The organism is Leclercia tamurae (assembly GCF_025566055.1).
In the GTDB taxonomy this organism is placed as follows: Bacteria; Pseudomonadota; Gammaproteobacteria; order Enterobacterales; family Enterobacteriaceae; genus Enterobacter; species Enterobacter tamurae.
This window is the reverse complement of the sequence record NZ_JAMHKS010000057.1, coordinates 26,520-49,096: the sequence shown is the minus strand read 5'-3', so window position 1 is coordinate 49,096 and position 22,577 is coordinate 26,520. Positions and strand designations below refer to the sequence as shown.

Annotated in this window: 20 protein-coding genes; 7 read left to right on the top strand and 13 right to left on the bottom strand. The window is 57.1% G+C overall.

Going from position 1 to position 22,577, the window contains the following annotated elements; genetic code table 11:
* Positions 1–152: 152 nt before the first annotated feature.
* Entirely contained in the window at positions 153–1,277 is a 1,125-nt protein-coding gene (gene zapE / locus M8318_RS00790; protein ID WP_262660652.1) for a cell division protein ZapE, read from the bottom strand.
* Between the two features lie 190 nt (positions 1,278–1,467).
* On the opposite strand from zapE, the gene zapG reads away from it, so the two are divergent.
* The 3 genes from zapG to degS all read left to right on the top strand — a co-directional run bounded on the left by zapG (position 1,468) and on the right by degS (position 4,557).
* Complete coding sequence (gene zapG / locus M8318_RS00785) at positions 1,468–1,866, top strand: Z-ring associated protein ZapG (protein WP_106994858.1); 399 nt, start codon at positions 1,468–1,470, stop codon at positions 1,864–1,866.
* Between the two features lie 170 nt (positions 1,867–2,036).
* Positions 2,037–3,401 (top strand): serine endoprotease DegQ, encoded by a 1,365-nt coding sequence (gene degQ, locus M8318_RS00780; protein WP_262660650.1) that lies wholly within the window; start codon positions 2,037–2,039, stop codon positions 3,399–3,401.
* A gap of 88 nt (positions 3,402–3,489) precedes the next feature.
* Positions 3,490–4,557 carry an outer membrane-stress sensor serine endopeptidase DegS gene (gene degS, locus M8318_RS00775; RefSeq protein WP_106994860.1) on the top strand — a complete coding sequence of 356 codons (1,068 nt, stop codon included), beginning with the start codon at positions 3,490–3,492 and terminating at the stop codon, positions 4,555–4,557.
* Between the two features lie 68 nt (positions 4,558–4,625).
* On the opposite strand, the gene mdh is transcribed toward degS, so the two are convergent.
* Positions 4,626–5,564 (bottom strand): malate dehydrogenase, encoded by a 939-nt coding sequence (gene mdh / locus M8318_RS00770; protein ID WP_262660649.1) that lies wholly within the window; start codon positions 5,562–5,564, stop codon positions 4,626–4,628.
* Between the two features lie 404 nt (positions 5,565–5,968).
* Between mdh and argR the strand changes: the two genes are divergently transcribed.
* The 3 genes from argR to yhcN (M8318_RS00755) all read left to right on the top strand — a co-directional run bounded on the left by argR (position 5,969) and on the right by yhcN (M8318_RS00755) (position 7,459).
* Positions 5,969–6,439 (top strand): transcriptional regulator ArgR, encoded by a 471-nt coding sequence (gene argR / locus M8318_RS00765; RefSeq protein ID WP_032614540.1) that lies wholly within the window; start codon positions 5,969–5,971, stop codon positions 6,437–6,439.
* Positions 6,440–6,815: 376 nt separating this feature from the next.
* Positions 6,816–7,079, top strand: coding sequence for a peroxide/acid stress response protein YhcN (gene yhcN / locus M8318_RS00760; protein ID WP_261644878.1), 264 nt, complete (start codon positions 6,816–6,818; stop codon positions 7,077–7,079).
* 113 nt (positions 7,080–7,192) lie between these two features.
* A complete protein-coding gene (gene yhcN, locus M8318_RS00755; protein ID WP_262660648.1) occupies positions 7,193–7,459 on the top strand; it encodes a peroxide/acid stress response protein YhcN in 267 nt (88 codons plus the stop codon).
* A 58-nt stretch (positions 7,460–7,517) separates the two neighbouring features.
* On the opposite strand, the gene M8318_RS00750 is transcribed toward yhcN (M8318_RS00755), so the two are convergent.
* From M8318_RS00750 to aaeX, 5 genes are all read right to left on the bottom strand, one after another.
* Positions 7,518–7,790, bottom strand: a complete 273-nt coding sequence (locus tag M8318_RS00750; RefSeq protein WP_166184270.1) for a barstar family protein — start codon at positions 7,788–7,790, stop codon at positions 7,518–7,520.
* 45 nt (positions 7,791–7,835) lie between these two features.
* Entirely contained in the window at positions 7,836–9,290 is a 1,455-nt protein-coding gene (locus M8318_RS00745; RefSeq protein WP_262660647.1) for an NAD-dependent succinate-semialdehyde dehydrogenase, read from the bottom strand.
* An 87-nt stretch (positions 9,291–9,377) separates the two neighbouring features.
* Complete coding sequence (gene aaeB / locus M8318_RS00740) at positions 9,378–11,345, bottom strand: p-hydroxybenzoic acid efflux pump subunit AaeB (protein WP_262660646.1); 1,968 nt, start codon at positions 11,343–11,345, stop codon at positions 9,378–9,380.
* Positions 11,346–11,350: 5 nt separating this feature from the next.
* A complete protein-coding gene (gene aaeA, locus M8318_RS00735; protein WP_262660645.1) occupies positions 11,351–12,283 on the bottom strand; it encodes a p-hydroxybenzoic acid efflux pump subunit AaeA in 933 nt (310 codons plus the stop codon).
* Between the two features lie 7 nt (positions 12,284–12,290).
* Positions 12,291–12,494, bottom strand: a complete 204-nt coding sequence (gene aaeX, locus M8318_RS00730) for a p-hydroxybenzoic acid efflux pump operon protein AaeX (RefSeq protein ID WP_032614553.1) — start codon at positions 12,492–12,494, stop codon at positions 12,291–12,293.
* A 177-nt stretch (positions 12,495–12,671) separates the two neighbouring features.
* Here aaeX and aaeR point away from each other — a divergent pair, with 177 nt between their 5' ends.
* A complete protein-coding gene (aaeR, locus tag M8318_RS00725; RefSeq protein ID WP_106994867.1) occupies positions 12,672–13,595 on the top strand; it encodes an HTH-type transcriptional activator AaeR in 924 nt (307 codons plus the stop codon).
* A gap of 37 nt (positions 13,596–13,632) precedes the next feature.
* Here the strand turns inward: aaeR and tldD are convergent, their stop codons facing one another.
* The 6 genes from tldD to mreC form a co-directional block, all read right to left on the bottom strand.
* Positions 13,633–15,078 (bottom strand): metalloprotease TldD, encoded by a 1,446-nt coding sequence (tldD, locus tag M8318_RS00720; protein ID WP_262660644.1) that lies wholly within the window; start codon positions 15,076–15,078, stop codon positions 13,633–13,635.
* A gap of 87 nt (positions 15,079–15,165) precedes the next feature.
* Positions 15,166–18,963, bottom strand: coding sequence for an AsmA2 domain-containing protein YhdP (gene yhdP / locus M8318_RS00715; protein ID WP_262660643.1), 3,798 nt, complete (start codon positions 18,961–18,963; stop codon positions 15,166–15,168).
* Between the two features lie 44 nt (positions 18,964–19,007).
* On the bottom strand, positions 19,008–20,477 hold the full coding sequence (gene rng / locus M8318_RS00710) for a ribonuclease G (RefSeq protein WP_106994870.1): 1,470 nt from the start codon (positions 20,475–20,477) through the stop codon (positions 19,008–19,010).
* Positions 20,467–21,060 (bottom strand): Maf family protein, encoded by a 594-nt coding sequence (locus tag M8318_RS00705; RefSeq protein WP_262660641.1) that lies wholly within the window; start codon positions 21,058–21,060, stop codon positions 20,467–20,469. Before M8318_RS00705 ends, rng begins: the two co-directional genes overlap by 11 nt.
* 9 nt (positions 21,061–21,069) lie before the next feature.
* On the bottom strand, positions 21,070–21,558 hold the full coding sequence (gene mreD, locus M8318_RS00700) for a rod shape-determining protein MreD (protein ID WP_032614566.1): 489 nt from the start codon (positions 21,556–21,558) through the stop codon (positions 21,070–21,072).
* Positions 21,558–22,574, bottom strand: a complete 1,017-nt coding sequence (gene mreC / locus M8318_RS00695; RefSeq protein ID WP_106994872.1) for a rod shape-determining protein MreC — start codon at positions 22,572–22,574, stop codon at positions 21,558–21,560. The genes mreD and mreC overlap by 1 nt, the downstream gene beginning before the upstream one ends.
* Positions 22,575–22,577 lie beyond the last annotated feature (3 nt).

Here is a 22,577-nt window from a genome sequence, read left to right as displayed (position 1 = left end):
GTACGTAGTGACATGGTATCTCTCGCATCCCACGGCATAAGCGACTCCACAGACGGGTTCTTATGCCTTAGTTGTAAGTGTCTACCATGTCCCCGAACAAGTGTTCATGATGTCCCCGGACCGTACATCCCACGGGGAGAGGGTGGCGTTTATTACGGCATATGCTCGCGCTTCAGATACTCCTCGCTCTGCATTTCCTGCAGGCGCGACAGGCAGCGCTGGAACTCAAACTTCAGCCGCTCACCCTGATAAACGTCATATAAAGGCACGGCGGCGCTCACCACCAGCTTGACGTGGCGTTCGTAAAACTCATCCACCAGCGCGATAAAGCGTCGGGCTTCACTCTCCATCAGCGTGGTCATTACCGGGACATCAAACAGCATCACCGTGTGGAACAAGCGCGAGAGCGCAATATAGTCGTGCTGACTGCGGGCATCGACACACAGGGTCGCAAACGACACGGCGAGGGTTTGATTGACAACGCCCAGCGTTTGCAGCGGTCGATGGTTTACTTCCAGCACGGCGGCGTTGTCACGCCCGGCCCCTGCCAGAACCAGCCACAGTTTGTCCATCTGCTGTTGCGTCTCGTCGTTCAACGGCGAAATCCACAGATGGGCCTGGGTCAGCGTCCGCAGGCGATAATCGACGCCGGCATCGACATTCATGATGTCGCAATGTTCTTTAATTGCATCGATAGCAGGCAGGAAGCGGGCGCGTTGCAAGCCATTACGGTACAGCTCATCCGGAGGGATATTAGAAGTCGCCACCAGGGTAATGCCCCGGGCAAACAGCGCTTTCATCAACCCACCCAGCAGCATGGCGTCGGTAATATCTGACACAAAAAACTCATCAAAGCACAGCACGTCGGTTTCGGCTTTGAAACGCTCGGCAACGATATCCAGCGGATCGCTTTGCCCCTGCAGGGCGGTCAGCTCTTCATGCACCCGCAGCATAAAGCGGTGAAAATGCAGACGCTGCTTACGCGTTCCCGGCAGGCTCTGGTAGAACAGATCCATCAGCCAGGTTTTACCGCGCCCTACCCCGCCCCACATATATAAACCGCGTACCGGCGTGACGCCCTGCGGCGCTTTCTTACCCAGCAGCCGTCCAAACGCGGCCTTGAGTCCTGCCGCAGGTGCAGCTTCGTTCGGCTGGTTGGTCAGCGACTGCCAGATACTGTCCAGACGATTTACCGCTTCACGCTGTACATCATCTGGCTGGTGGGAACCCTCATTCAGGGCCTGTTGATAACGCGATGTGGGGGAAAGGCTTTGCATAATCTTGTTGTTATTCCTTCAATTAATACCCGCCAGCCTGTTCAGTTGGCGAAAAAAAGGCCGTTCTACAGTACGCGATGATGCGGTGGGATTCCACTTCTAAGGAAATAGCGGTTATAGTGGCATAATCAGGCACAGGCATGAAGCCGAGCCAACACCCTACGGAACCACAAGACAACGGGAGATGTTCATGACCTGGGAATATGCGCTAATTGGTTTAGTCGTCGGCATCGCTATTGGCGCCGTGGCCATGCGTTTTGGAAATCGTAAATTGCGCCAGCAACAGGCGTTGCAGTACGAACTGGAAAAGAACAAAGCTGAGCTGGATGAGTATCGCGAAGAGCTGGTAAGCCACTTTGCCCAGAGCGCCGAGCTGCTGGACAACATGGCCCATGATTACCGCAAGCTTTATCAGCACATGGCGAAAAGCTCCAGCAGCCTGCTGCCGGAGATGAGCGCGGAGAACAATCCGTTCCGCAACCGTCTGGCGGAGTCCGAAGCCGGTAACGATCAGGCGCCCGTACAGATGCCACGTGACTACTCCGAAGGCGCATCCGGCCTGCTGCGCGGTGGCGCAAAGCGCGATTAATCGCACATCATAAATAAATTTTACGGGCGCAGCCCTTGCGCCCGTCCTTTCTTCCCGACCCCAGCTATTATTTAGTCAAACACCTCATTGTCCAGCGTTTTAAAATTCAATAACATCAGACTGTTTTTGGGCCGTTATTCTTCCATTCCAGGTTGCGAGAGCCAGCATAAATGAACAAAAAAAATCAGCTGTTGAGCGCGTTAGCATTGAGTATCGGATTATCGCTGTCGGCATCATATCCGGCGGCGGCCGCAATCCCTTCGCAGGTCCCGGGCCAGGCGGCGCTCCCGAGCCTTGCCCCGATGCTGGAAAAAGTCCTGCCTGCGGTCGTCAGCGTGCAGGTTGAAGGCACCGCTGTGCAAAGTCAGCGCATCCCGGAGGAGCTGAAAAAGTATTTTGGCGATGAGGCCCCTGACCAGGCGCAGCCTTTTGAAGGGTTGGGCTCCGGCGTGGTGATTGATGCCGCGAAAGGTTATGTCCTGACCAATAACCACGTCATCAGCCATGCCGATAAAATCAGCGTCCAGATGAACGATGGCCGGGAGTTCGAAGCCAAACTGATTGGCGGGGACGATCAGAGTGATATCGCCCTGCTGCAGTTACAAAACCCCACCGGCCTGACGCAGATCGCCATCGCGGATTCCGACAAGTTACGCGTCGGGGATTTCGCCGTCGCGGTCGGTAACCCCTTCGGCCTCGGCCAGACGGCCACCTCCGGCATCGTTTCCGCTCTGGGCCGCAGTGGCCTGAACCTTGAAGGACTGGAAAACTTTATCCAGACTGACGCCTCCATTAACCGCGGTAACTCCGGCGGCGCCCTGCTGAACCTGAACGGGGAGCTGATCGGCATTAACACCGCTATTCTGGCGCCTGGCGGTGGCAGCGTAGGGATTGGTTTTGCTATCCCCAGCAACATGGCCCGCACTCTGGCACAGCAGCTGATTGAGTTTGGCGAAGTCAAACGCGGGCTGCTGGGCATCAAAGGCACGGAAATGAGCGCGGATATTGCCAAAGCGTTCAACCTGAACGTGCAGCGCGGCGCCTTCGTCAGCGAAGTATTACCGAATTCCGGCTCGGCAAAAGCGGGCGTCAAATCCGGGGACGTGATCGTCAGTCTGAATGACAAACCGTTAAGCAGCTTTGCTGAACTGCGTTCGCGCATCGCCACCACGGAGCCGGGCGCCACGGTTAAGCTCGGTATTCTGCGTGACGGCAAACCGCTGGATCTGCAGGTCACGCTGGATAAAAGCACCTCATCATCCGCCAGCGCAGAGATGATTGCCCCGGCGCTGCAAGGGGCGACCTTAAGCGACGGGCAGTTGAAAGACGGCACCAAGGGCATCACCCTCGACAGCGTTGAGAAGAGTAGTCCTGCCGCGCAGGCCGGTCTGCATGAGAATGACGTGATCATCGGGGTGAACCGCGTTCGCGTGCAGTCCATCGCCGAAATGCGCAAAGTGCTGGCAGGCAAACCGACCGTTATCGCCCTGCAGATCGTGCGCGGTAACGACACACTCTATATTTTGCTGCGTTAAGCCTGTACGGGTCCGGACATCGCCACGTGTGATGTCCGGATAAGTCATGCTATGCTGCTTGCGATCTTCCCTTAACGACGCCCGTATCATGGTTTTAAAGCTCATTCGTTCGGTCGCCATCGGCCTGGTTGTAGGTGGCCTGTTACTGGTCGCGATGCCCTCTTTACGTCAGTTTAATCAGCTGGCTGCGCCGCAATTTGACAGCGCAGATGAAACACCTGCCAGTTATAATCAGGCAGTACGCCGCGCCGCGCCTGCGGTGGTTAACGTCTATAACCGCGGGCTGAACAGCACCAGCCATAATCAGCTGGAGATCCGTACCCTGGGCTCCGGGGTGATCATGGATGAACGCGGCTACATCATTACCAACAAACATGTGATCAACGATGCCGATCAGATCATCGTTGCGCTGCAGGACGGTCGCGTCTTTGAGGCCCTGCTGGTAGGTTCTGACAGCCTGACGGATCTGGCGGTCCTCAAAATTAATGCCACGGGCGGCCTGCCCATTATCCCTATCAACCGTAAACGTACCCCGCATATCGGTGACGTGGTGCTGGCGATCGGTAACCCTTATAACCTCGGGCAGACCATCACCCAAGGGATTATCAGCGCGACGGGGCGGATCGGCCTGAACCCCTCCGGGCGGCAGAACTTCCTGCAGACGGACGCCTCCATCAACCACGGCAACTCCGGCGGCGCGCTGGTGAACTCACTGGGCGAACTGATGGGCATCAATACCCTCTCGTTTGATAAGAGCAACGACGGGGAAACGCCCGAAGGCATTGGCTTCGCCATCCCGTTCCAGCTGGCTAATAAGATTATGGATAAGCTCATTCGCGACGGACGGGTGATCCGTGGCTACATTGGCATTGGCGGACGTGAGATTGCTCCGCTGCATACCCAGGGTGGCGGCATCGACCAGATCCAGGGGATTGTGGTGAACGAAGTCACTCCCGGCGGCCCGGCAGCGGAAGCTGGCATCAAGGTTAACGACGTTATCGTCTCGGTGAACGGTAAACCGGCGTTGTCGGCTCTGGAGACGATGGATCAGGTGGCTGAGATCAGGCCTGGCTCCATCATTCCGGTGGAAGTGATGCGGGATGATAAGAAACTGACGCTGCAGGTGACCATTCAGGAATACCCGGCCACTAACTAAGTCAGCAGACATAAAAAAACCGGAGTCAGTGCTCCGGTTTTTTATTGCCCTGACGGGGAGTGAGTCGCTTACTTGTTAACAAACTCTTCGCCCAGGACGATATCGTTCTTCAGGGTGTCCAGCATGCCGGCCATCGCCTGCTGCTCGAACGCGCTCAGGGTGCCGATAGATTTACGCTCTTCGATACCGTTTTTGCCCAGCAGCAGCGGCTGAGAGAAGAAGCGTGCATGCTCGCCGTCACCTTCAACGTACGCACATTCCACCACGCCTTGCTCACCCTGCAGGGCGCGTACCAGAGAGAGACCGAAACGTGCTGCCGCCTGACCCATAGAGAGGGTTGCAGATCCGCCACCCGCCTTCGCTTCCACCACTTCGGTGCCCGCGTTCTGGATACGTTTGGTCAGGTCAGCCACTTCCTGCTCGGTGAAGCTCACGCCTGGGATCTGGGACAGCAGTGGCAGAATGGTCACGCCAGAGTGGCCGCCGATAACCGGCACTTCCAGCTCGTTCGGCTGCTTGCCTTTCAGTTCCGCTACAAAGGTGTTGGAGCGGATGATGTCCAGCGTGGTTACGCCAAACAGTTTGTTCTTGTCATACACGCCCGCTTTTTTCAGCACTTCTGCTGCGATAGCAACAGTGGTATTAACCGGGTTAGTGATGATCCCGATGCAGGCTTTCGGACAGGTTGTCGCGACCTGCTGAATCAGGTTCTTAACGATACCGGCATTCACGTTGAACAGGTCAGAACGATCCATGCCTGGCTTACGCGCCACGCCTGCGGAGATCAGCACAACGTCTGCGCCTTCGAGCGCCGGGCGCGCATCTTCACCGGAGAAGCCTTTGATTTTGACAGCCGTCGGGATGTGGCTCAGGTCAACCGCCACACCAGGGGTTACCGGGGCAATGTCGTACAGAGAGAGTTCTGAGCCTGCAGGCAGCTGAGTTTTCAGTAGTAGGGCAAGCGCCTGGCCGATACCGCCAGCAGCGCCGAGGACTGCGACTTTCATCCTAAACTCCTTATTATGGTGAGCTAACTTTCTGTTACTCCGTCGCGGCGACCTTAATTCAGCAGATCAATAATTACAATCTTCATGGTTTGAGAATTAGCGGTCACGCGCTTTTCGCTTCTGCCGGAAGGCTATCAGGCGTTATGCGATAACTAAGCAACGAATCAAGAGGGGGTTACAATACACCCTCGCCAGCCACCAAAACAACATCAATTTGATAACATTTAATTTACTTTTAAGCTTATTTGCGAGGCGTGACGCAGGCATGTTCCTCGATAACGAAATTTGATAAAATCACTCCCTTTCATAACATTATTTCAGCCTAAGATTGGGCAGATAGTTTGCATAAAAATTCATCCATGTGCATAATAATGTTGTTTCTACCGCTATATTTCGGGTGATTTATGCGAATCTCTTCTAAACAAGAAGAATTGGTTAAGGCGTTCAAAGCGCTGCTTAAAGAAGAAAAGTTTAGTTCTCAGGGTGAGATCGTTCAGGCCTTACAGGAAGAAGGCTTCGAAAATATCAACCAGTCGAAAGTCTCCCGCATGTTAACCAAATTTGGCGCGGTGCGTACCCGCAACGCTAAAATGGAGATGGTTTACTGTCTGCCTGCTGAGCTGGGCGTACCGACCACCTCGAGCCCGCTGAAGAATCTGGTGCTGGATATCGACTATAACGATGCGGTGGTGGTGATCCACACCAGCCCGGGCGCTGCCCAGCTTATTGCGCGTCTGCTCGACTCGCTCGGCAAAGCTGAAGGTATTCTCGGCACCATCGCCGGCGACGATACCATCTTCACCACCCCGGCTAATGGTTTCTCGGTGAAAGACCTCTACGAAGCCATTCTGGTGCTGTTCGAACAGGAACTCTGATCGTCTTCCCTGCTGCCTGGCGCAGCGGGGAATCTTCGGCTCCCGCCTCGTTTTGCCTTACAATCTGTTATCTGCGATTTAACAAATAGTGCGTTTTTCCACTTCAATTCATTCATATAGTGGATGATACTTTCACGACCGCACGAATAATCAAATTCTACTATCCCGCTGATTTTTCTTAAAATAATCTACCAGCACGCGTCTGATTCCCGTTTTTTTATTCTCTTCAGTTATAAAACATTGTCTGCTTAATACGTAATTTCACGAGAAACAATTAGCATGGTATTAATATTTGCCGTTATTAGTGTATACTTGATTTTGTGATGAGGGTCACGAAATGAAGACCCCAGTAAAGAATATGACGAGGAAAAGAATCATGAAAATCAAAACTACCGTAGCCACCCTAAGCGTTCTGTCTGTCCTGTCTTTCGGTGCCTTTGCCGCCGATTCAATTAATGCCGATCAGGCCCAGTCCCGCGAATCTATCGGTACTGTTTCTGTTGGTGCAATCGGTACTTCTCCGATGGACATGAACCAGATGCTGAGCAAAAAAGCGCAGGAACAGGGTGCCTCCTCCTACCGCGTGATCGAAGCGCGTACCGGTGACCACTGGCATGCTACTGCTGAGCTGTACAAATAAGACGTACCGCGCATAACCCGAACTACCCGTTATCTCAGTTCAACGACACCAGGCATAAAAATAGCAGCACAACCCTTCTTGCCGTTGAACGTGCCCTGTAAGGAGTAAAGACTATGAACACTAAATTAATCATCGCCACCCTTGGTTTAGCTTTCGTTCTCTCATTCGGTGCCAGCGCAGCTGTGCATCAGGTTACCGCGGAGCAAGCACAAAACCTGCAATCAATGGGTAGCGTAGGCGTGACTGAAGTAGCCGGTTCTCCAATGGATATCCGTCAGGCCCTGGCCGCAAAAGCTGAAAAAGCGGGCGCCAGCAGCTATCGCATTACCGAGATGAATACAGGCGACCACTGGCATGCCACGGCCGAGCTGTACAAATAAACCCTCGTCGTATTGAATTACGACTTGCCCCTGCCTCGCAGGGGCTTTTTTTTGCCTTTTACGGACGAACGTTAAAGCGAATCTGACCTTCCAGCTCCTCTTCCGCCTCATCAAACAGCAGGATCAATGCCCCGAAGCGCCTGCGCAGTTTTTCCGGTAAATGGGTAAACTCAATTTCAAGCGGCAGCGGCAGCTGGTTACCGGTGACAATCTCCCACAGAGAATCCAGGTCCGTCACGCTCTCTCGTTTTATGCCAAAGGTTCGTGAAAACTCACGATAAAAGTCTTCCTGACTGTCGATTTCATCAAAATCAAACGTATAGATATTCATTTCCCGCCACCCCGTCCAGGCGGGCGGCTGCTGCCGCCCTGTCGATTATAATCCCCCGATATGCAGGGTTTTCACTTCCAGGAACTCCTCCAGTCCCAATACTGACCCTTCACGGCCCAGCCCTGACTCTTTTACCCCGCCAAACGGCCCCAGCTCGGTGGAGACCGCACATTCGTTAACCCCGATCATCCCACTCTCAATGGCCTGTGAGACACGGAATACCCGCTGCAGATTCTGGGTATAGAAATAGGCGGCCAGACCAAACGGCGTATTATTGGCGCGCTGGATAACCTCCTCTTCGGAGGTAAAACGGAAGCAGGCCGCAACGGGCCCAAAGGTCTCTTCGCTGGCGAGCATCATGCCTTCATGACAATCGCCCAACACCGTTGGCTGCCAGAAGTTGCCGCCCAGCGCGTGCGCCTTGCCGCCTGCCAGTACCGTCGCCCCTTTGGCGACCGCGTCCTCGACATGCTCACGCACTTTGTCCACGGCGGCAGGTTCAATCAGCGGCCCGACTACGGTGCCCTCCTCCAGGCCGTTCCCTACTTTTAAGTCGTTTACGGCGGCGGCGAGCTGGCTGACAAAAGCGTCATATACCGACTCCTGAATATAGAAACGGTTGACGCTGACGCACACCTGGCCGGCATTACGGAATTTGTTGGCAATAGCGCCTTTCACCGCAGCATCAATATCGGCATCGTCAAAGACGATATAGGGCGCATTCCCGCCCAGCTCCATCGAGACTTTTTTCATGGTCTCGGCGGCATTGCGTACCAGCGTTTTGCCGACCGCCGTCGAGCCGGTAAAGGAGATTTTGCGCACCTCATGGCTGGCCATGATCGCATCGCTGATCTCGGAGGTACTGCCCGCCACCGCGTTGAGTACGCCATCCGGGACGCCCGCTTTTTTGGCCAGGGTCAGCAGTGCAAAGGCGCTGAGCGGCGTGTTGTTGGCTGGCTTGATCACCCCGGTACAGCCTGCGGCCAGCGCCGGGCCGAGCTTGCGGGTCAGCATCGCCATCGGGAAATTCCACGGCGTGATTGCCGCCACCACACCAATCGGTTCGCGGGTGGCCAGAATGCGGGAGCCGGGTTTTACAGGGGGAATGATTTCACCGTTGGCGCGTTTGGCCTGCTCGGCGAACCACTGAATAAAGCTGGCCGCATACTCCACCTCGCCCTCCGCCTCTTTTAGCGGTTTGCCCTGCTCGGTGGTCATCAGTTGTCCAAGCCACTGCTTGTTCTCAATGATGAGTTCATACCAGCGATAAAGGATGGTCGAGCGTTCTTTTGCGGTTCTGGCACGCCACGCCGGGAAAGCACGGCTCGCGGCGGCGATAGCTTCTTCGGTCTCTTTGGTGCCCGCTTTGGCCACGCTGGCAATCACCTCGCCAGTGGCCGGGTTAACGACATCGAATGTGGTATCGAGCGTTTTCCATACACCATCGACCAAATATCCTGTCTGAAATAGCGCACTGTCCTGAAGAGCCTGGGTAGTCATGTATCCTCCCATTCGGGGTTTAAGTACTTGCCCGAATAAGTATAGTCACAAAAAAACCGACGCTTACGGCGTCGGTTTTCAGGAGGATCAGCTGTCGGTCAGGGCATTCTGGTAGCGATGCAACATCCCCACCAGCCGCTGCACCGGTTCGGTCACCTGTCGCGGTGCCTCCCAGATGCGCAGTTTTTCCTGGTAGATCTCCAGCTCCGCCAGCAGCTGGGCAAAGTAGCGTCGCCGCTTATCGTCGCTGGAGGCCGAAATGACATGATCGGCAGTACGTCGCAGCTGGCGATGGAACGCAGAGAGATCGTCATTGATCGGCACCGGCGCGTTGCGCAGACGCTGATGGGCGATGATCAGGGTCAGAGCCAGGCGGAATTTCGCGACATCGCCCGGGAATTTGGTCAGCAGTAAAAACAGCTGCTGATAGAGCGCGGGGAGATGGTTCTCCTTGCGCCGGGCGGTGTTGGTGGTCATTGCTGAAACGGCGGCGGACACAAACTGGTTCAGCAGCACGCGTCCGGTACGGGCCTGGGAGTTATCACGTACCAGCAGAATCACCATCATCGCCAGGAAACAGCCGACAATCTGCCCCAGCGCGCTGTCGAGGAACTGGCTGAAATGGAACGTCATCGGGTTATCCAGCACCAGAATATTGATGGTACTGGCCAGCGCCCCGAGCGAGCCCAGACGGCGCTTCTGCACTTCTATACCAATAAAGAAAGCCATCACCGCAAGGCTGATACAGAGCAGCAGCATGCTTTGCTGGGTCGAGGGCAGAACCACCAGGAAATAGAAAGCGCCCAGCGGGAGCGCTGCCAGGGTGCCGTACAGAAAATCGAGCGCCACCATCCGCGGATTGGGCAGACGCATCGCCAGCGAGGTGACCACGGCGATCATCACCATCGCACCGCTGCCGGAGGTCCAGCCGGTCCACAGCCAGAACAGCGTCCCGAGCATGCAGGCAAGCGTAGTGCGCCAGAAGTTGACCATCGCGTGGTGACGTTCCGCCGACTCGGCTTTGACCACCACCTCGCCCTGCAGGACTTCCTCTTCGGTGGCGCTGATCCTGGTATTGCCGATCACGCCACGTTTGAGCAGCAGGTAGCGCGTCGCCGCGCCAACCCAGGTGTAGATGGTGACCGGAGTATCACGCTCGCCGGTCCAGGCGATGACCCGCCGCATGCGTTTGAGCTGTTTATGCACATCCTGAACCGTCTCGACGGGGACGGAAAACTGTTCCCGGAAGGTCTCAGTGATCGCCTCGGGGCGGGTATTCTGTATCAGATAGGTTTCACAGGCCTGGGTGATCAGCGTTAAGGAGACGGTATTCAGCGCCTTCAGGCGGCGGTTTGCCCGTGACCAGCGCGACGACTCCATATTGAGGTTGCTGCGCATCCCTTCCAGAGCGGTGGTACGACGCACCAGCGCACTCCAGGCGTTATCGACCTCTTCACTGTCGCCATGCTTAATGCACAGCTGCATCAGCTGGTACTGGGCAACGATCAGCGCGTCCAACTCGCGATCGACCTCCTGCTTAATGGAGCGAGGAGAGAACAAGAGATCTGCCACGATCGCACAGACAATCCCCATCACAATCTCACTGCAGCGCTCCACGGCAAACTGCGGCGTCAACAGTGGGTTGGTCTCGATGGTGATGATAATGATCAGGGCGGTATAGCCGGAGAGCCCCCAGGCGTAGGAGTTTTCCACCCGCACCAGGGAGGAGATCCAGGTGCAGAAACCGGCCCAGATACAGCACACCATCAGCATCAGCAGCGGGGTACGGATCATCAGGATGACGATGGTCAGCGCGGCGATACAGCCGATAAAGGTGCCGACAATACGCAGCATCCCACGGTAGCGGATGGCGCCGGAGTAAGGTTCACCCCCCGCCGCAAACGCCGGGCCTGCGGCAACGATCGCCGCCGTCAGTACCGCCCAGCGGGGCGTTTCCAGCTGAAAGTGAAAGCCGATGAACAGCGCCAGCACGATGGCGAAGGCCAGCTTAACCGCGAAGCGCAGGTGCTGGTTGGCGATGGAGAAGATGCCCATGGCGATTAACCGAACTCGCGCAGGCGATGGGCAATTTTGCGGAACAGCGAGTCATGGCTGGCGTCCCGATCTTTCTCACCGGTGATGACGACGGTGGCGGTGGTACCCGCCGGCCACAGGTTGCCCTGCTGATCGTCGAGTCGAATACGCACCGGCACGCGCTGGGCCAGACGCACCCACTCCAGATTGGAGTCAACGGTCGCCATCCCTTTGCTGTCACGGGTGGCGCTGGAGTTGGTCACCCCTGCCGCCACGCTGTCGACCGTTCCTTTCAGGACACGGTTGCTGCCCAGGGGGGTAATTTCTACCCGATAGCCGGGACGGACGTTCTCCAGCTTGGTCTCTTCCATATAGGCGAGCACATAGAAGGAGTGCTGTTTCACCAGCGCCACGGCGGTAGAGCCGCGGGTAATAAACTCGCCGGTATAGACGTTGAGGTTAGTTACCCAGCCGTCGGACGGGGCGCGGATCACGGTACGCTCAAGATCGAGCTTTGCCAGATCCCGCGTGGCCTCGGCCTTCGCCATCTGATGCAGCACGGTTTGCAGCACGTTGTTAGACTGGTCGATCTCCTCGCGGGACATCGCCTGCACGCCGAGCTGATTACGGCGCCCTGCCTCACGGCGTTTTTCCGCAGCCAGTGCCTTGTAGTAGGCAACATCGGCTTCCGCTTCTTCCAGCGCTTTCTGGTAGCGCGGCTGATCAACGGTAAACAGCACCTGATCCTTTTTCACCAGCTGGTTGTCATGCACATTGACGGCAGTGATCAGCCCCGCGACATCCGGAGCAATGGCGACGATATCGGCGCTAAAGCGTGCATCGCGCGTCCAGGGTGATTCGGTGTAGTAAACCCACGCGCGAAAAATAGCGATGAACGCGAGGAGAACCAGGGCCAGAGTAATGGCGGTACGGGAGATTTTTCTTGTTAGCGTTTTCACATCTACCTCAAACAAACAGTCGCGATACCAGATAGAACAGGCAGCAATACAGCGCGGAATTGAACAATGCAGGGTGCCAGACGAAATCATAGATCCCGGTAGGAGCCAGCACCTTTCGCACCAGCCAAAAAATCGCCAGTGATAAAAGCAGTTCGAAGAAAATCGGGGGGAACGATAATCCGAACACCACGATAACGGGAAACAGACTCATGTTGACCTTGATTAGAGCGAGCAGGCGAAAGAATTATTCAGCATACGGCACCGCAGAAGGGGCAAGAAAAGCCGGGCGAGAGTGGCGTAGCTATAATGTATTAATAATATATTAGCGTAACTGTTATGCTGTTATCTATCATATGTGATCTAAATCACTTTTAAGCCAGAGTGAATAATGGAACGTTTAAAACGGATGTCGGTTTTTGCCAAAGTCGTTGAGCTGGGCTCCTTTACCGCTGCCGCCAGGCAACTACAGATGAGCGTCTCGTCGATCAGTCAGACCGTCGCCAAACTGGAAGATGACCTCCAGGTGAAGCTGCTTAACCGCAGCACCCGTAGCCTTGGCCTGACCGAAGCCGGCAAAATCTACTATCAGGGCTGTCGGCGGATGCTGTATGAGGCCCAGTCGGTACACGAGCAGCTCTACGCTTTCAATAACACCCCTATCGGCACGCTGCGGATCGGGTGCTCTTCAACTATGGCACAAAATGTCCTGGCGGGAATGACCGCCGAGATGTTGCAGGAGTATCCGGGACTGACGGTTAATCTGGTCACCGGCATTCCCGCCCCGGATCTGATTGCCGATGGGCTGGATCTGGTGATCCGCGTCGGGGCGTTGCAGGACTCCAGCCTCTTCTCCCGCCGCCTGGGCAGTATGCCGATGGTGGTGTGCGCGGCGAAAAAGTACCTCGCCAAAGCGGGGATCCCGGAGAAACCGGCGGATCTCAGCAATCACGCCTGGCTGGAGTACAGCGTGCGCCCGGACAATGAATTTGAGCTGATTGCCCCCGAAGGGCTTTCGACAAAACTGCTGCCGCAGGGCCGCTTTGTCACCAACGATCCGATGACCATCTCCCGCTGGCTGGTGGCCGGGGCCGGGATCGCTTACGTCCCGCTGATGTGGGTGATCAATGAGATCAACAGCGGCGAGCTGGAGATCCTCTTCCCGCGCTATCAGTCGGATCCGCGCCCGGTGTATGCGGTCTATACCGAAAAGGACAAACTGCCGCTGAAGGTGCAGGTGTGCATTAACTATCTGACGGATTATTTCGTGCAGGTGGCGGCGCTGTTTCAGGAGATGCGGGGAAGGAAGGAATAACCCTCTCCCACAGGGAGAGGGTATTTCGGAAGGGAAATTACGCGGTACCACCGACGGTGAGGTTATCCACCTTCAGGGTCGGCTGACCGACGCCCACCGGCAGGCTCTGGCCCTCTTTACCGCAGACGCCAACGCCGTTATCCAGCTTCAGATCGTTACCGACCATCGAGATCTGCTGCATCGCTTCGATACCAGAACCGATCAGGGTCGCGCCTTTCACCGCTTTGGTCACTTTGCCCTTCTCGATCAGATAGGCTTCTGAGGTCGAGAAGACAAATTTGCCGGAGGTGATATCCACCTGGCCGCCGCCGAAGTTTGGCGCGTAGATGCCGTACTCCACCGACTCGATGATCTCCTGCGGCGTGGATTTACCCGCCAGCATATAGGTGTTGGTCATACGCGGCATCGGCAGGTGCGCGTAGGATTCGCGACGACCGTTGCCGGTTGGAGCTACGCCCATCAGGCGCGCATTCAGCTTGTCCTGCATGTAGCCTTTCAGGATCCCGTTCTCGATCAGCACATTGTACTGACCCGGGGTTCCTTCATCGTCGATAGAGACCGAGCCACGACGATCGGACATGGTGCCGTCATCGACTACGGTGCAGAGTTCAGAGGCCACCAGCTCGCCCATATGGCCGCTGAAGACCGAGGTGCCACGACGGTTGAAGTCGCCTTCCAGACCGTGACCCACCGCTTCGTGCAGCAGCACGCCAGGCCAGCCTGCCCCCAGCACCACCGGCAGGGTGCCCGCAGGCGCCGCCACGGCAGAGAGGTTGACCAGCGCCATTCGCACTGCCTCTTTCGCCCAGGCATCCGCGCGCACTTCGCCTTCGACCGGGTTCAGGAACCATTCGTAACCAAAACGACCGCCGCCGCCGCTGGAGCCGCGCTCGCGTTTGCCGTCCTCTTCCACCAGCACGCTGACGGAAAGACGGACCAGCGGACGCACGTCGGCGGCCAGGGTGCCGTCGGTTGCCGCCACCAGAATCAGCTCATACACGCCGCTCAGGCTGGCAGAGACTTCCTGCACGCGCTTATCTTCCGCACGGGCCACTTTGTCCACCCGGCGCAGGATATCCAGCTTCTCTTCGCGGCTCATGCTTTGCAGCGGATCGACGCTGGTGTAGAGCGCAGAGTGCTGCACCTCGCCCAGGGTTTTGACGCGACCATCGCCGCTGTCGCGCACGATAGTACGTGCCGCCTGCGCGCTCTGCTGCAGGGCAGTCAGGCTAATCTGGTCCGCATAGGCAAAACCGGTTTTCTCACCGCTAACGGCGCGGACACCAACGCCCTGGTCGATGTTATACGAGCCATCTTTGATGATGCTGTCTTCTAAAACCCAGGATTCGTGATAGCTCGACTGAAAGTAGAGATCGCCGTAGTCGAGACGACGTTCGGTCAGTTGACCAAGAATGGAAAACAGGTCCTGATGGCTCAGGCCGTTCGCTGCCAGCAGATGTTCACTTACCAGGTTCAGACTCATCGTTTTTGCTACTCGTTCGTTGCCGTCCACAGGACGTATCTAAGATCTTATCTATTGAGAGTGAGGCAATTAATTGCCCGCGTCAAATCATTGCTGTGCATCTTTGCGTGGCTGACGCAGCACTTCATTAATCTGCGGTTTATCCACCGGGCCGGTGATGTGGTAACGCAGAATGGAGACTTTGCTCCACAGCGGCCCCAGCACTTTACTGGCGGCAAACACCGCCGCGCCGACGATCGGGTTAACGGCAAAGGCCGCTGCCACGCCAACGGTGGCGGAAATTTCCGGTGCCACCACCGCTTCCATATCCAGTTCGCGACGCACCAGATTGACGGAGCCTTTCATGGCGATATCCGCTTCCAGCCCATCGACCAGGGTGTCATCGGTATGCAGGACACCGTCTTTGATCCACGCGGTGCTGCGGATCGAGTCGAAGTAGAAACCTTCGTTAAAGGTATCGCTGAAGTCAAAGCGCAGCTTACGCAGCAGGGCGTCGAAGCTGAGCAGACGCAGCAGCTGACCCGCATGGCCGGTGCTCAGATCGGCAATTTCCCCTCTGCCCAGCCGGGTTTTGAGGATGCCGTTCAGCGTGGCTTCGTCAGGCTTCCACGGCTGGTCGCGCCAGTGCAGATCGTAGTCGAGGTCAAACGACGAACCGCGAATCGGGGTGCTCACACCGAAATAGTTCGATGCCGCATCCAGCTTATTGCCTTTGATCTGTCCTTTCAGGGAGGTGCGCTGCTCGTTGGCGCCGTTCACCCACTCGCCGTTGGCTGTCAGACGGCCGAAGCCGGTATCAATCAGCCCGCCCGCCAGGGTAAGGGTGTTGCCCTTAATGGTGAAATCACCGTTGATACGGCCATATTTCTGCCCCCACAGCCAGCACTCGGCACAGCGCAGCTGTAAATCAGGCCAGCCGCTGAAATTGACCCGCGTGGTGCTGGCTAATGGCGAAGCGACGTTGCCTTTCCCAGCGGTCGCGGTCGCCGGGTTGAAATAGAGGTAGCGGATCTCCGCCTGCCATGGCGCAGTGTCGCGCATCAGCAGGGTGGCATTGATCTCCCGCCCCTGTGCCTCGACTTTTGAACCGTTCAGGGTAGGCTGCGAGACGATGCTCAGGTTATTCCACTGCTGTCCACCCAGCGCCAGGGCGGGAGTGCGCACCGTGATGTGCTGCGGGAATTGCGCCGTATCATCCACATTTTGCCCGACCCCGCTCTGGAATAGCGCTAACCACTCGGCACCATCCATCGGCGGCAGGTTGAGTTCGATGCCCGACTGCTCCGGCAGCGGCGGCAGCGTGCGGCTGTCGGAGGTCCAGATAGCGCGATCCAGCGTCAGCTTGCGGTTAAGCAGCCAGCGGCTGTTAAAGTGATTCTTGCCGCCAGCGTTGCCCGTCAGGGTAAAGCTGTTGAGATCCCCGTCGACATTCAGCTTCACTGGCAGCGGCTCGCCCGCGCTCTTCTCCAGCGGCGACGGCAGGTCGCTGCTGACGTTCTTCAGATCGCCGCTGATATCCACCTTATACCGGGCATCGCCACGATAAGGCAGCTCAATCGCCACCTTACCCTTCCACGGCAGGCGGCCTTCCAGCGACTGGCTGATGGTTTTTGGTAGTACATCCATCCGCGAAGGCTGCCAGCTGGCATCAAGATTGATCCCCACCTGATAGGCTTTCTCGCCTTCGGTGGTGGAGAAGTCGATATTCACCGGCTGATTAAACCAGCTTGCGGTCAGCGGCCCGCTTTTCAGATCGCCATTCACGAAGCTGAACTGCCCGCTGAGATTGTTAATGGTGCTGTTCAGCGGCTTAATGAACAGGCTGTTATTTTTCAGCCTGACGTCGCCCTTGGCGGTGGTCATGGTGCCGTCCAGCGGGATATCCAGATGTAAGCGAGCATTCACATCGCCATCCAGCTGGAGCTGCTGGAGCGTGGCACCCAGGGAATCATCCAGCGGCGTCTCGTCAAAGTACGGCCCAACGGCTTTCCCGGGCCCGTTGATATCGGCATCAATCAGCAGCTTTTCTTTCGAATAATCCGGGATCACCGCCGTCAGGTTACTGGCTTTCACCCCGCCCAGCGCCACGCCGTCGGTCTTCATCCACAACCCGTCATTGATAAAGTTAAGCTCAATATCGAGGTTTTTCAGCGCCGGCCACTCGGGCTGGAAGGCATAGGTGGCATTACGTAACGGTACCAGAACCTGGAACTGGCCTTCGTTGTACTTATAGGGGAACAGGTGCGGGTTGCCGCCGTAGACCAGGGTGGCGTTATCGGCCTGCCCGCCCTGAATCGCGCCGCTCAGGTAGTCCACCAGCGCTTTGCCCATCAGGTTTTCAGGAAAATAGCGCCAGGCCTGTGACCCGTCATCGGTGCTGATGCCCGCCAGAATCCCCAGCCAGGGCTCATCACCCGCCGGCTGTAGATAGCGGAAATCACCCCGGGCATGCACCGCTTTGGCTTTGACGTCGATGTTACGCCCGTCGAGCTGGAAACCTTTCTCGTTCTTCAGCCAGTGGAGGGTGGCGGTACCTTTCTCAACCTCCAGCGGGGCGCGGAAGACGGTTTCATAAGGCATTTTCGCATCGCGGATGTTGGCCACCAGGCGGCCATCTTCCACGCTGCCCTGCAGCGTGCCGCTGAAATGCTCGGCCCCCGGCAGCAGCTCCCACTGCTTCCAGGCAAGATCGGTCCAGGCGATGTTGAAGCGGGTTTTTTCCGTCGCTTGCAGCGGAATATCCAGCGCCAGGGCGTTGATCGCCCCTACCGGCTGGGTGGCCTGCCAGACGTCGCCCAGCGCCGGGGAGAGCTTCGCCGCGATGGTTCGCAGCCCTTCCAGGCCGGACAATTCCAGATTGCTGGCGCGGATACGCAGCTCGTCGCTGCGTTTACTGTCGACGCCGCCGACGTCCTGCGCCGGGATCCAGGCCAGGGCCAGGGCGCCACGCGGCCACGCCTTGTCGTCCATGGTAATGCGGGTATCCGGGATGGCGAATTGCCAGCCCTCTTTCGCGCGGGTGACGTGCGCGGTGAGATTATCAACCGAAAGCTGATGCTGACGCGCCTTTCCCGGCCAGCTGGCGCCGCCCTGCTTCAGCCAGATATCGCCGCTGGCGAACTCGCCGTTGGTGAGGGTCATCCAGCCTTCAATGCTGAAACGCGCGGTTTCCAGCTGCATGTTCTGCTGCACCCACTCACCCAGCCAGGGTTTGACGTCAACGTCATCGGCCTGCATCCACACCTTGCCGTTATTCAGCAGGCCATTGTCGTCGCGCAGATCCATCCGCACCTGCATCACGCCATGCTGTCCGTTCAGGCTGGAGAGGCTGACCTGACCTTCCGCACGGTGCCGCTCTTTGCCGTTGAGCCAGGTGAGCTGGGGGATCGCCAGTGCGGCGCGCTGCCCGGAGAGGGTAATAAAGCTGATCTCACTGTCGCGCAGATCGAAATGATCGAACTGGCGCAGGAACAGATCGCTGATGCGGTTGGCTTCGAAGCCTTCGCCCTGGTCGTCGCTGCGTAGCGGAGTGTTGGTCAGAAATTGCAGCTGATAAAAGGTAAGATCGCGAAACTGCCAGCGCAGGTGCAGCAGGCTCTGCCACACGTCCAGGGCCAGGGTCACGCGTTTGATGTTAAGGTGGCCGCCGTCTTTCAGCTGCGCGTTGATATCGCGCACTTCCAGGGTCGGGCCGAAGTTCTGCCAGCTCGCGTTGAGCTGGCTGGCCGCGACGGGCATCCCGGTCGCGGATTCGATTTTCGCCAGCAGCTCAGGGCGCCAGCTATCCAGATGCGGCAGTATGAGGCGCAGCCCGCTTACGAGCAGCGCGACAATCACAATCAGCGTTGCCCCTGTAAGCAGTAAAATCCCCGGCAATCGCCTCACGCGTCTCTCCTTGTCAGCCGTTCTTGTCTCGCAGTACCTGCGGATTACATCATCACCACGTCAAACTGCTCCGGGTTATAGAGCGGCTCTATCTGCACTTTTACCTGTTTGCCGACAAAGATTTCCACTTCTGCCAGCGCGTGGGACTCTTCCCCTTTCAGGGCTTCCGCCACCGAAGGAGAAGCATAGACCAGGAAGCGGTCGGAGTCGTAGGCGTGATGCACGCGAACGATCTCACGCATGATCTCGTAGCAGACAGTCTCTACCGATTTCACCGTGCCGCGGCCATGGCAGGTCGGGCACTCGTTGCACAGCACATGCTCAACGCTTTCACGGGTGCGCTTGCGGGTCATCTCAACCAGGCCCAGCTGGGAGAAGCCGTTGATGCTGGTTTTCACGCGATCTTTACTCAGCGCCTGCTCCAGGGAGTGCAGCACGCGGCGGCGGTGGTCTTCATTACTCATATCGATAAAGTCGATGATGATGATGCCACCCAGATTGCGCAGACGAAGCTGACGCGCAATGGCCTGCGTCGCTTCGATGTTGGTGTTGAAAATGGTGTCGTCCAGATTGCGGTGACCGACAAACGCCCCGGTGTTGATATCCACGGTGGTCATCGCTTCGGTCTGGTCGATAATCAGATAGCCGCCGGACTTGAGCTCAACCTTACGCTCCAGCGCGCGCTGGATTTCATTTTCAACATCGAACAGATCAAAGATGGGCTGCTTGCCGGTGTAGTGCTCAAGCAGGCCCGGCATTTCCGGGATGTACTCCGCGGTAAACTCGAGCAGCGCGTCATAGGTCAGACGGGAGTCGACGCGGATGCGGTCCAGCTGGGCATCGGCGAAGTCGCGCAGAACGCGCTGGGCCAGTGCCAGCTCTCCGTACAGCTGATAGCGGGTCTGGTTGCGTTTTTTACGCTCCATCACTTTGGTCCAGACGCGTTTCAGGTAGGCAGCATCCGAAGCCAGATCCTCTTCGCTGATCCCCTCTGCGGCGGTGCGAATAATGAATCCGCCCTGCTCATCGCAGTACGCGCCCACCACCTTTTTCAGGCGCTCGCGCTCGCTTTCGCTCTCGATACGCTGGGAGACGCCAACGTGCGATGCGCCAGGCATAAAGACCAGATAACGGGAAGGTAAGGTGATGTCGGTAGTCAGTCGCGCGCCTTTGGTGCCCAGCGGATCTTTCACCACCTGCACCATCAGATCCTGGCCCTGACGCACCAGCTCGGAGATATCACGAACGGTAAACTGTTTTTGCTCTTCACCCGCCACGCATTCGGTGTGCGGCATGATGTCGGAGGCATGCAGGAATGCCGCTTTATCGAGGCCAATATCTACAAATGCCGCCTGCATACCCGGCAGGACACGACTGACACGACCTTTGTAGATATTGCCTACTATTCCGCGCCGCGCTTCACGCTCGATGTGAATTTCCTGGAGAATTCCGCCATCGATATAGGCCACACGGGTTTCCGAGGGCGTTACGTTTACCAACAATTCAGCCGTCATAATTATCCCTTCCCTCACGCAGTGAGTTAAAATTGCTCAGCAACTCATACGTTTCCACCAGCGGTAAGCCGACTACGGCGTGATAGCTGCCATTGATCTTCCTGACAAAACAGCCACCCAACCCTTGAATACCGTATGCACCTGCTTTATCCATAGGTTCACCGCTGGCGATATAACCGGCGATCTCTTCTTCTGTGAGTACTCTGAACGTGACATCGGTGACCACCAGGCAATCGAGCACGTGTTGGCGGTCTGCCAGCGCAACCGCGGTCATGACCTGATGCGTATGGCCGGACAATTTGCGCAGCATCATAAACGCATGCTCATCGTCGTGCGGTTTCTCGAGGACTTCACCATTGAGGATCACGATAGTATCTGCACCCAGCACCGGTAAATCACGCGGCACCTGCGCCACGCCGGCCTGCGCTTTCTCCCGTGCCAGACGGGAAACATACTGTTGTGCGCTTTCACCCTCGGCACGTTGCTCTTCAATGCCGGTGACGATGCGTTCAAAAGATACCCCTAACTGCGTCAGGAGTTCCTGACGGCGCGGGGAGCCGGAAGCGAGATACAAAGACGTCATAGAAACCTTTTATTGCACGGCAAATTGCTGGCGAACCTTACGCATCAGCAGGAACAACCATGGCCAGAGCACACCGTTAACTACACTACTCCAGAACACTTCCGGACGGAAAGAGACGTTGATCACTAAAAACTCTGCCCAGAAAACAATGATATCCGCGGCCATGGATAACAACATCACCACCAGCGCCTGTTGCCAGAGCGCCAGATTACGAAAGAGCTGGAATTTCAGAGCGACCAGGTATGCGATGATACTCATGGATAGGGCGCGTACGCCAAGCGTTGAGCCACTAATCAGATCCAGTATGGCACCCATCACAAAACCTGTGCCCACATTTACGCGGTGCGGCAGAGCGAGGATCCAGTAGAGCAGAATCAGCAGCACCCAGTTTGGCCGGAAAACGAGAATGTCGTCCGGCCAGGGCATCACTTGCAGTAACAGCGCGATCAAAAACGAGAGCCAGATAACCCAGCGTCCCTGGCTACGGTAGCTTGCCACTATTGCCCTCCCGGGGAGAGTTGCGGTGGCGGTGGCGCATCAGGTAGCGGCTGGGTCAGCCCGGTTGCCGGCGCAGGCACTGGCGCAGGCGGCCCCATTGAGTTTGGCGCAGGCAGAACCTGCGGCATCATCTGCATCAGACGTTCATTCGCCACGCGATGCACATCTTCCGGGGTCATCGGGTTAGTCCCGTTACGGTCGGCGCCCCACAACAGCAACAGATAGCGCAGACGCTGCAGACCCGCCGTTGGACGAGCCTGAATCACGGTGTAGGCGCGCTGAGTGTCCAGCTTCACGGAGGAGACCACTCCAACCGGATACCCTTCCGGGAAACGACCGCCCAGACCTGACGTCACCAGCACATCGCCTACGCGAATATCGGTATTCGCCGGCAGATGTTCCAGCTGCAGATCGTCCGTACAGCCGTTACCGGCCGCAATCACGCGGATATCGTTACGCAGCACCTGGATCGGCAGCGCATGGGTGGCATCGCAAATCAGCAGCACGCGGCTGGTCAGCTTGGCGACCGCGACCACCTGGCCGACAACGCCTTTATCGCTGATCACCGGCTGGCCTTCGTACACGCCATTGACGCTGCCCTTGTCGATCACCACCTGATCGCTGTAGGGATCGTTAACGGTGGAGATAACCTGGGTCACCATCTTCTGCTCATCCTGACGCAGCGGGGAGCCCAGCAGTTCACGCAGACGGGCGTTCTCCTGCTTGTACTGGCCCAGCATCAGTATTTCGCTGTTTTTCAGCAGCAGTTCCTGGCGTAACGCGCGGTTTTCAAGTTCGAGTTGATCGCGTGAGGACAGGGTTTGCGAGACGCTGTCGAGCAGTTCACGGGGACCATTTGATACAAAGTAGAAAGGACTGACGGCGGTATCCATGTACGTTCGGATCTGGCTGAACGTACCGAGGCGGCTATCGGCAATAATGACACCAAGCGCTACCAACACCCCAAGGATCAGGCGAAACTGTAGCGACGGGCCACGGCTAAAAATTGGCTTCATAGG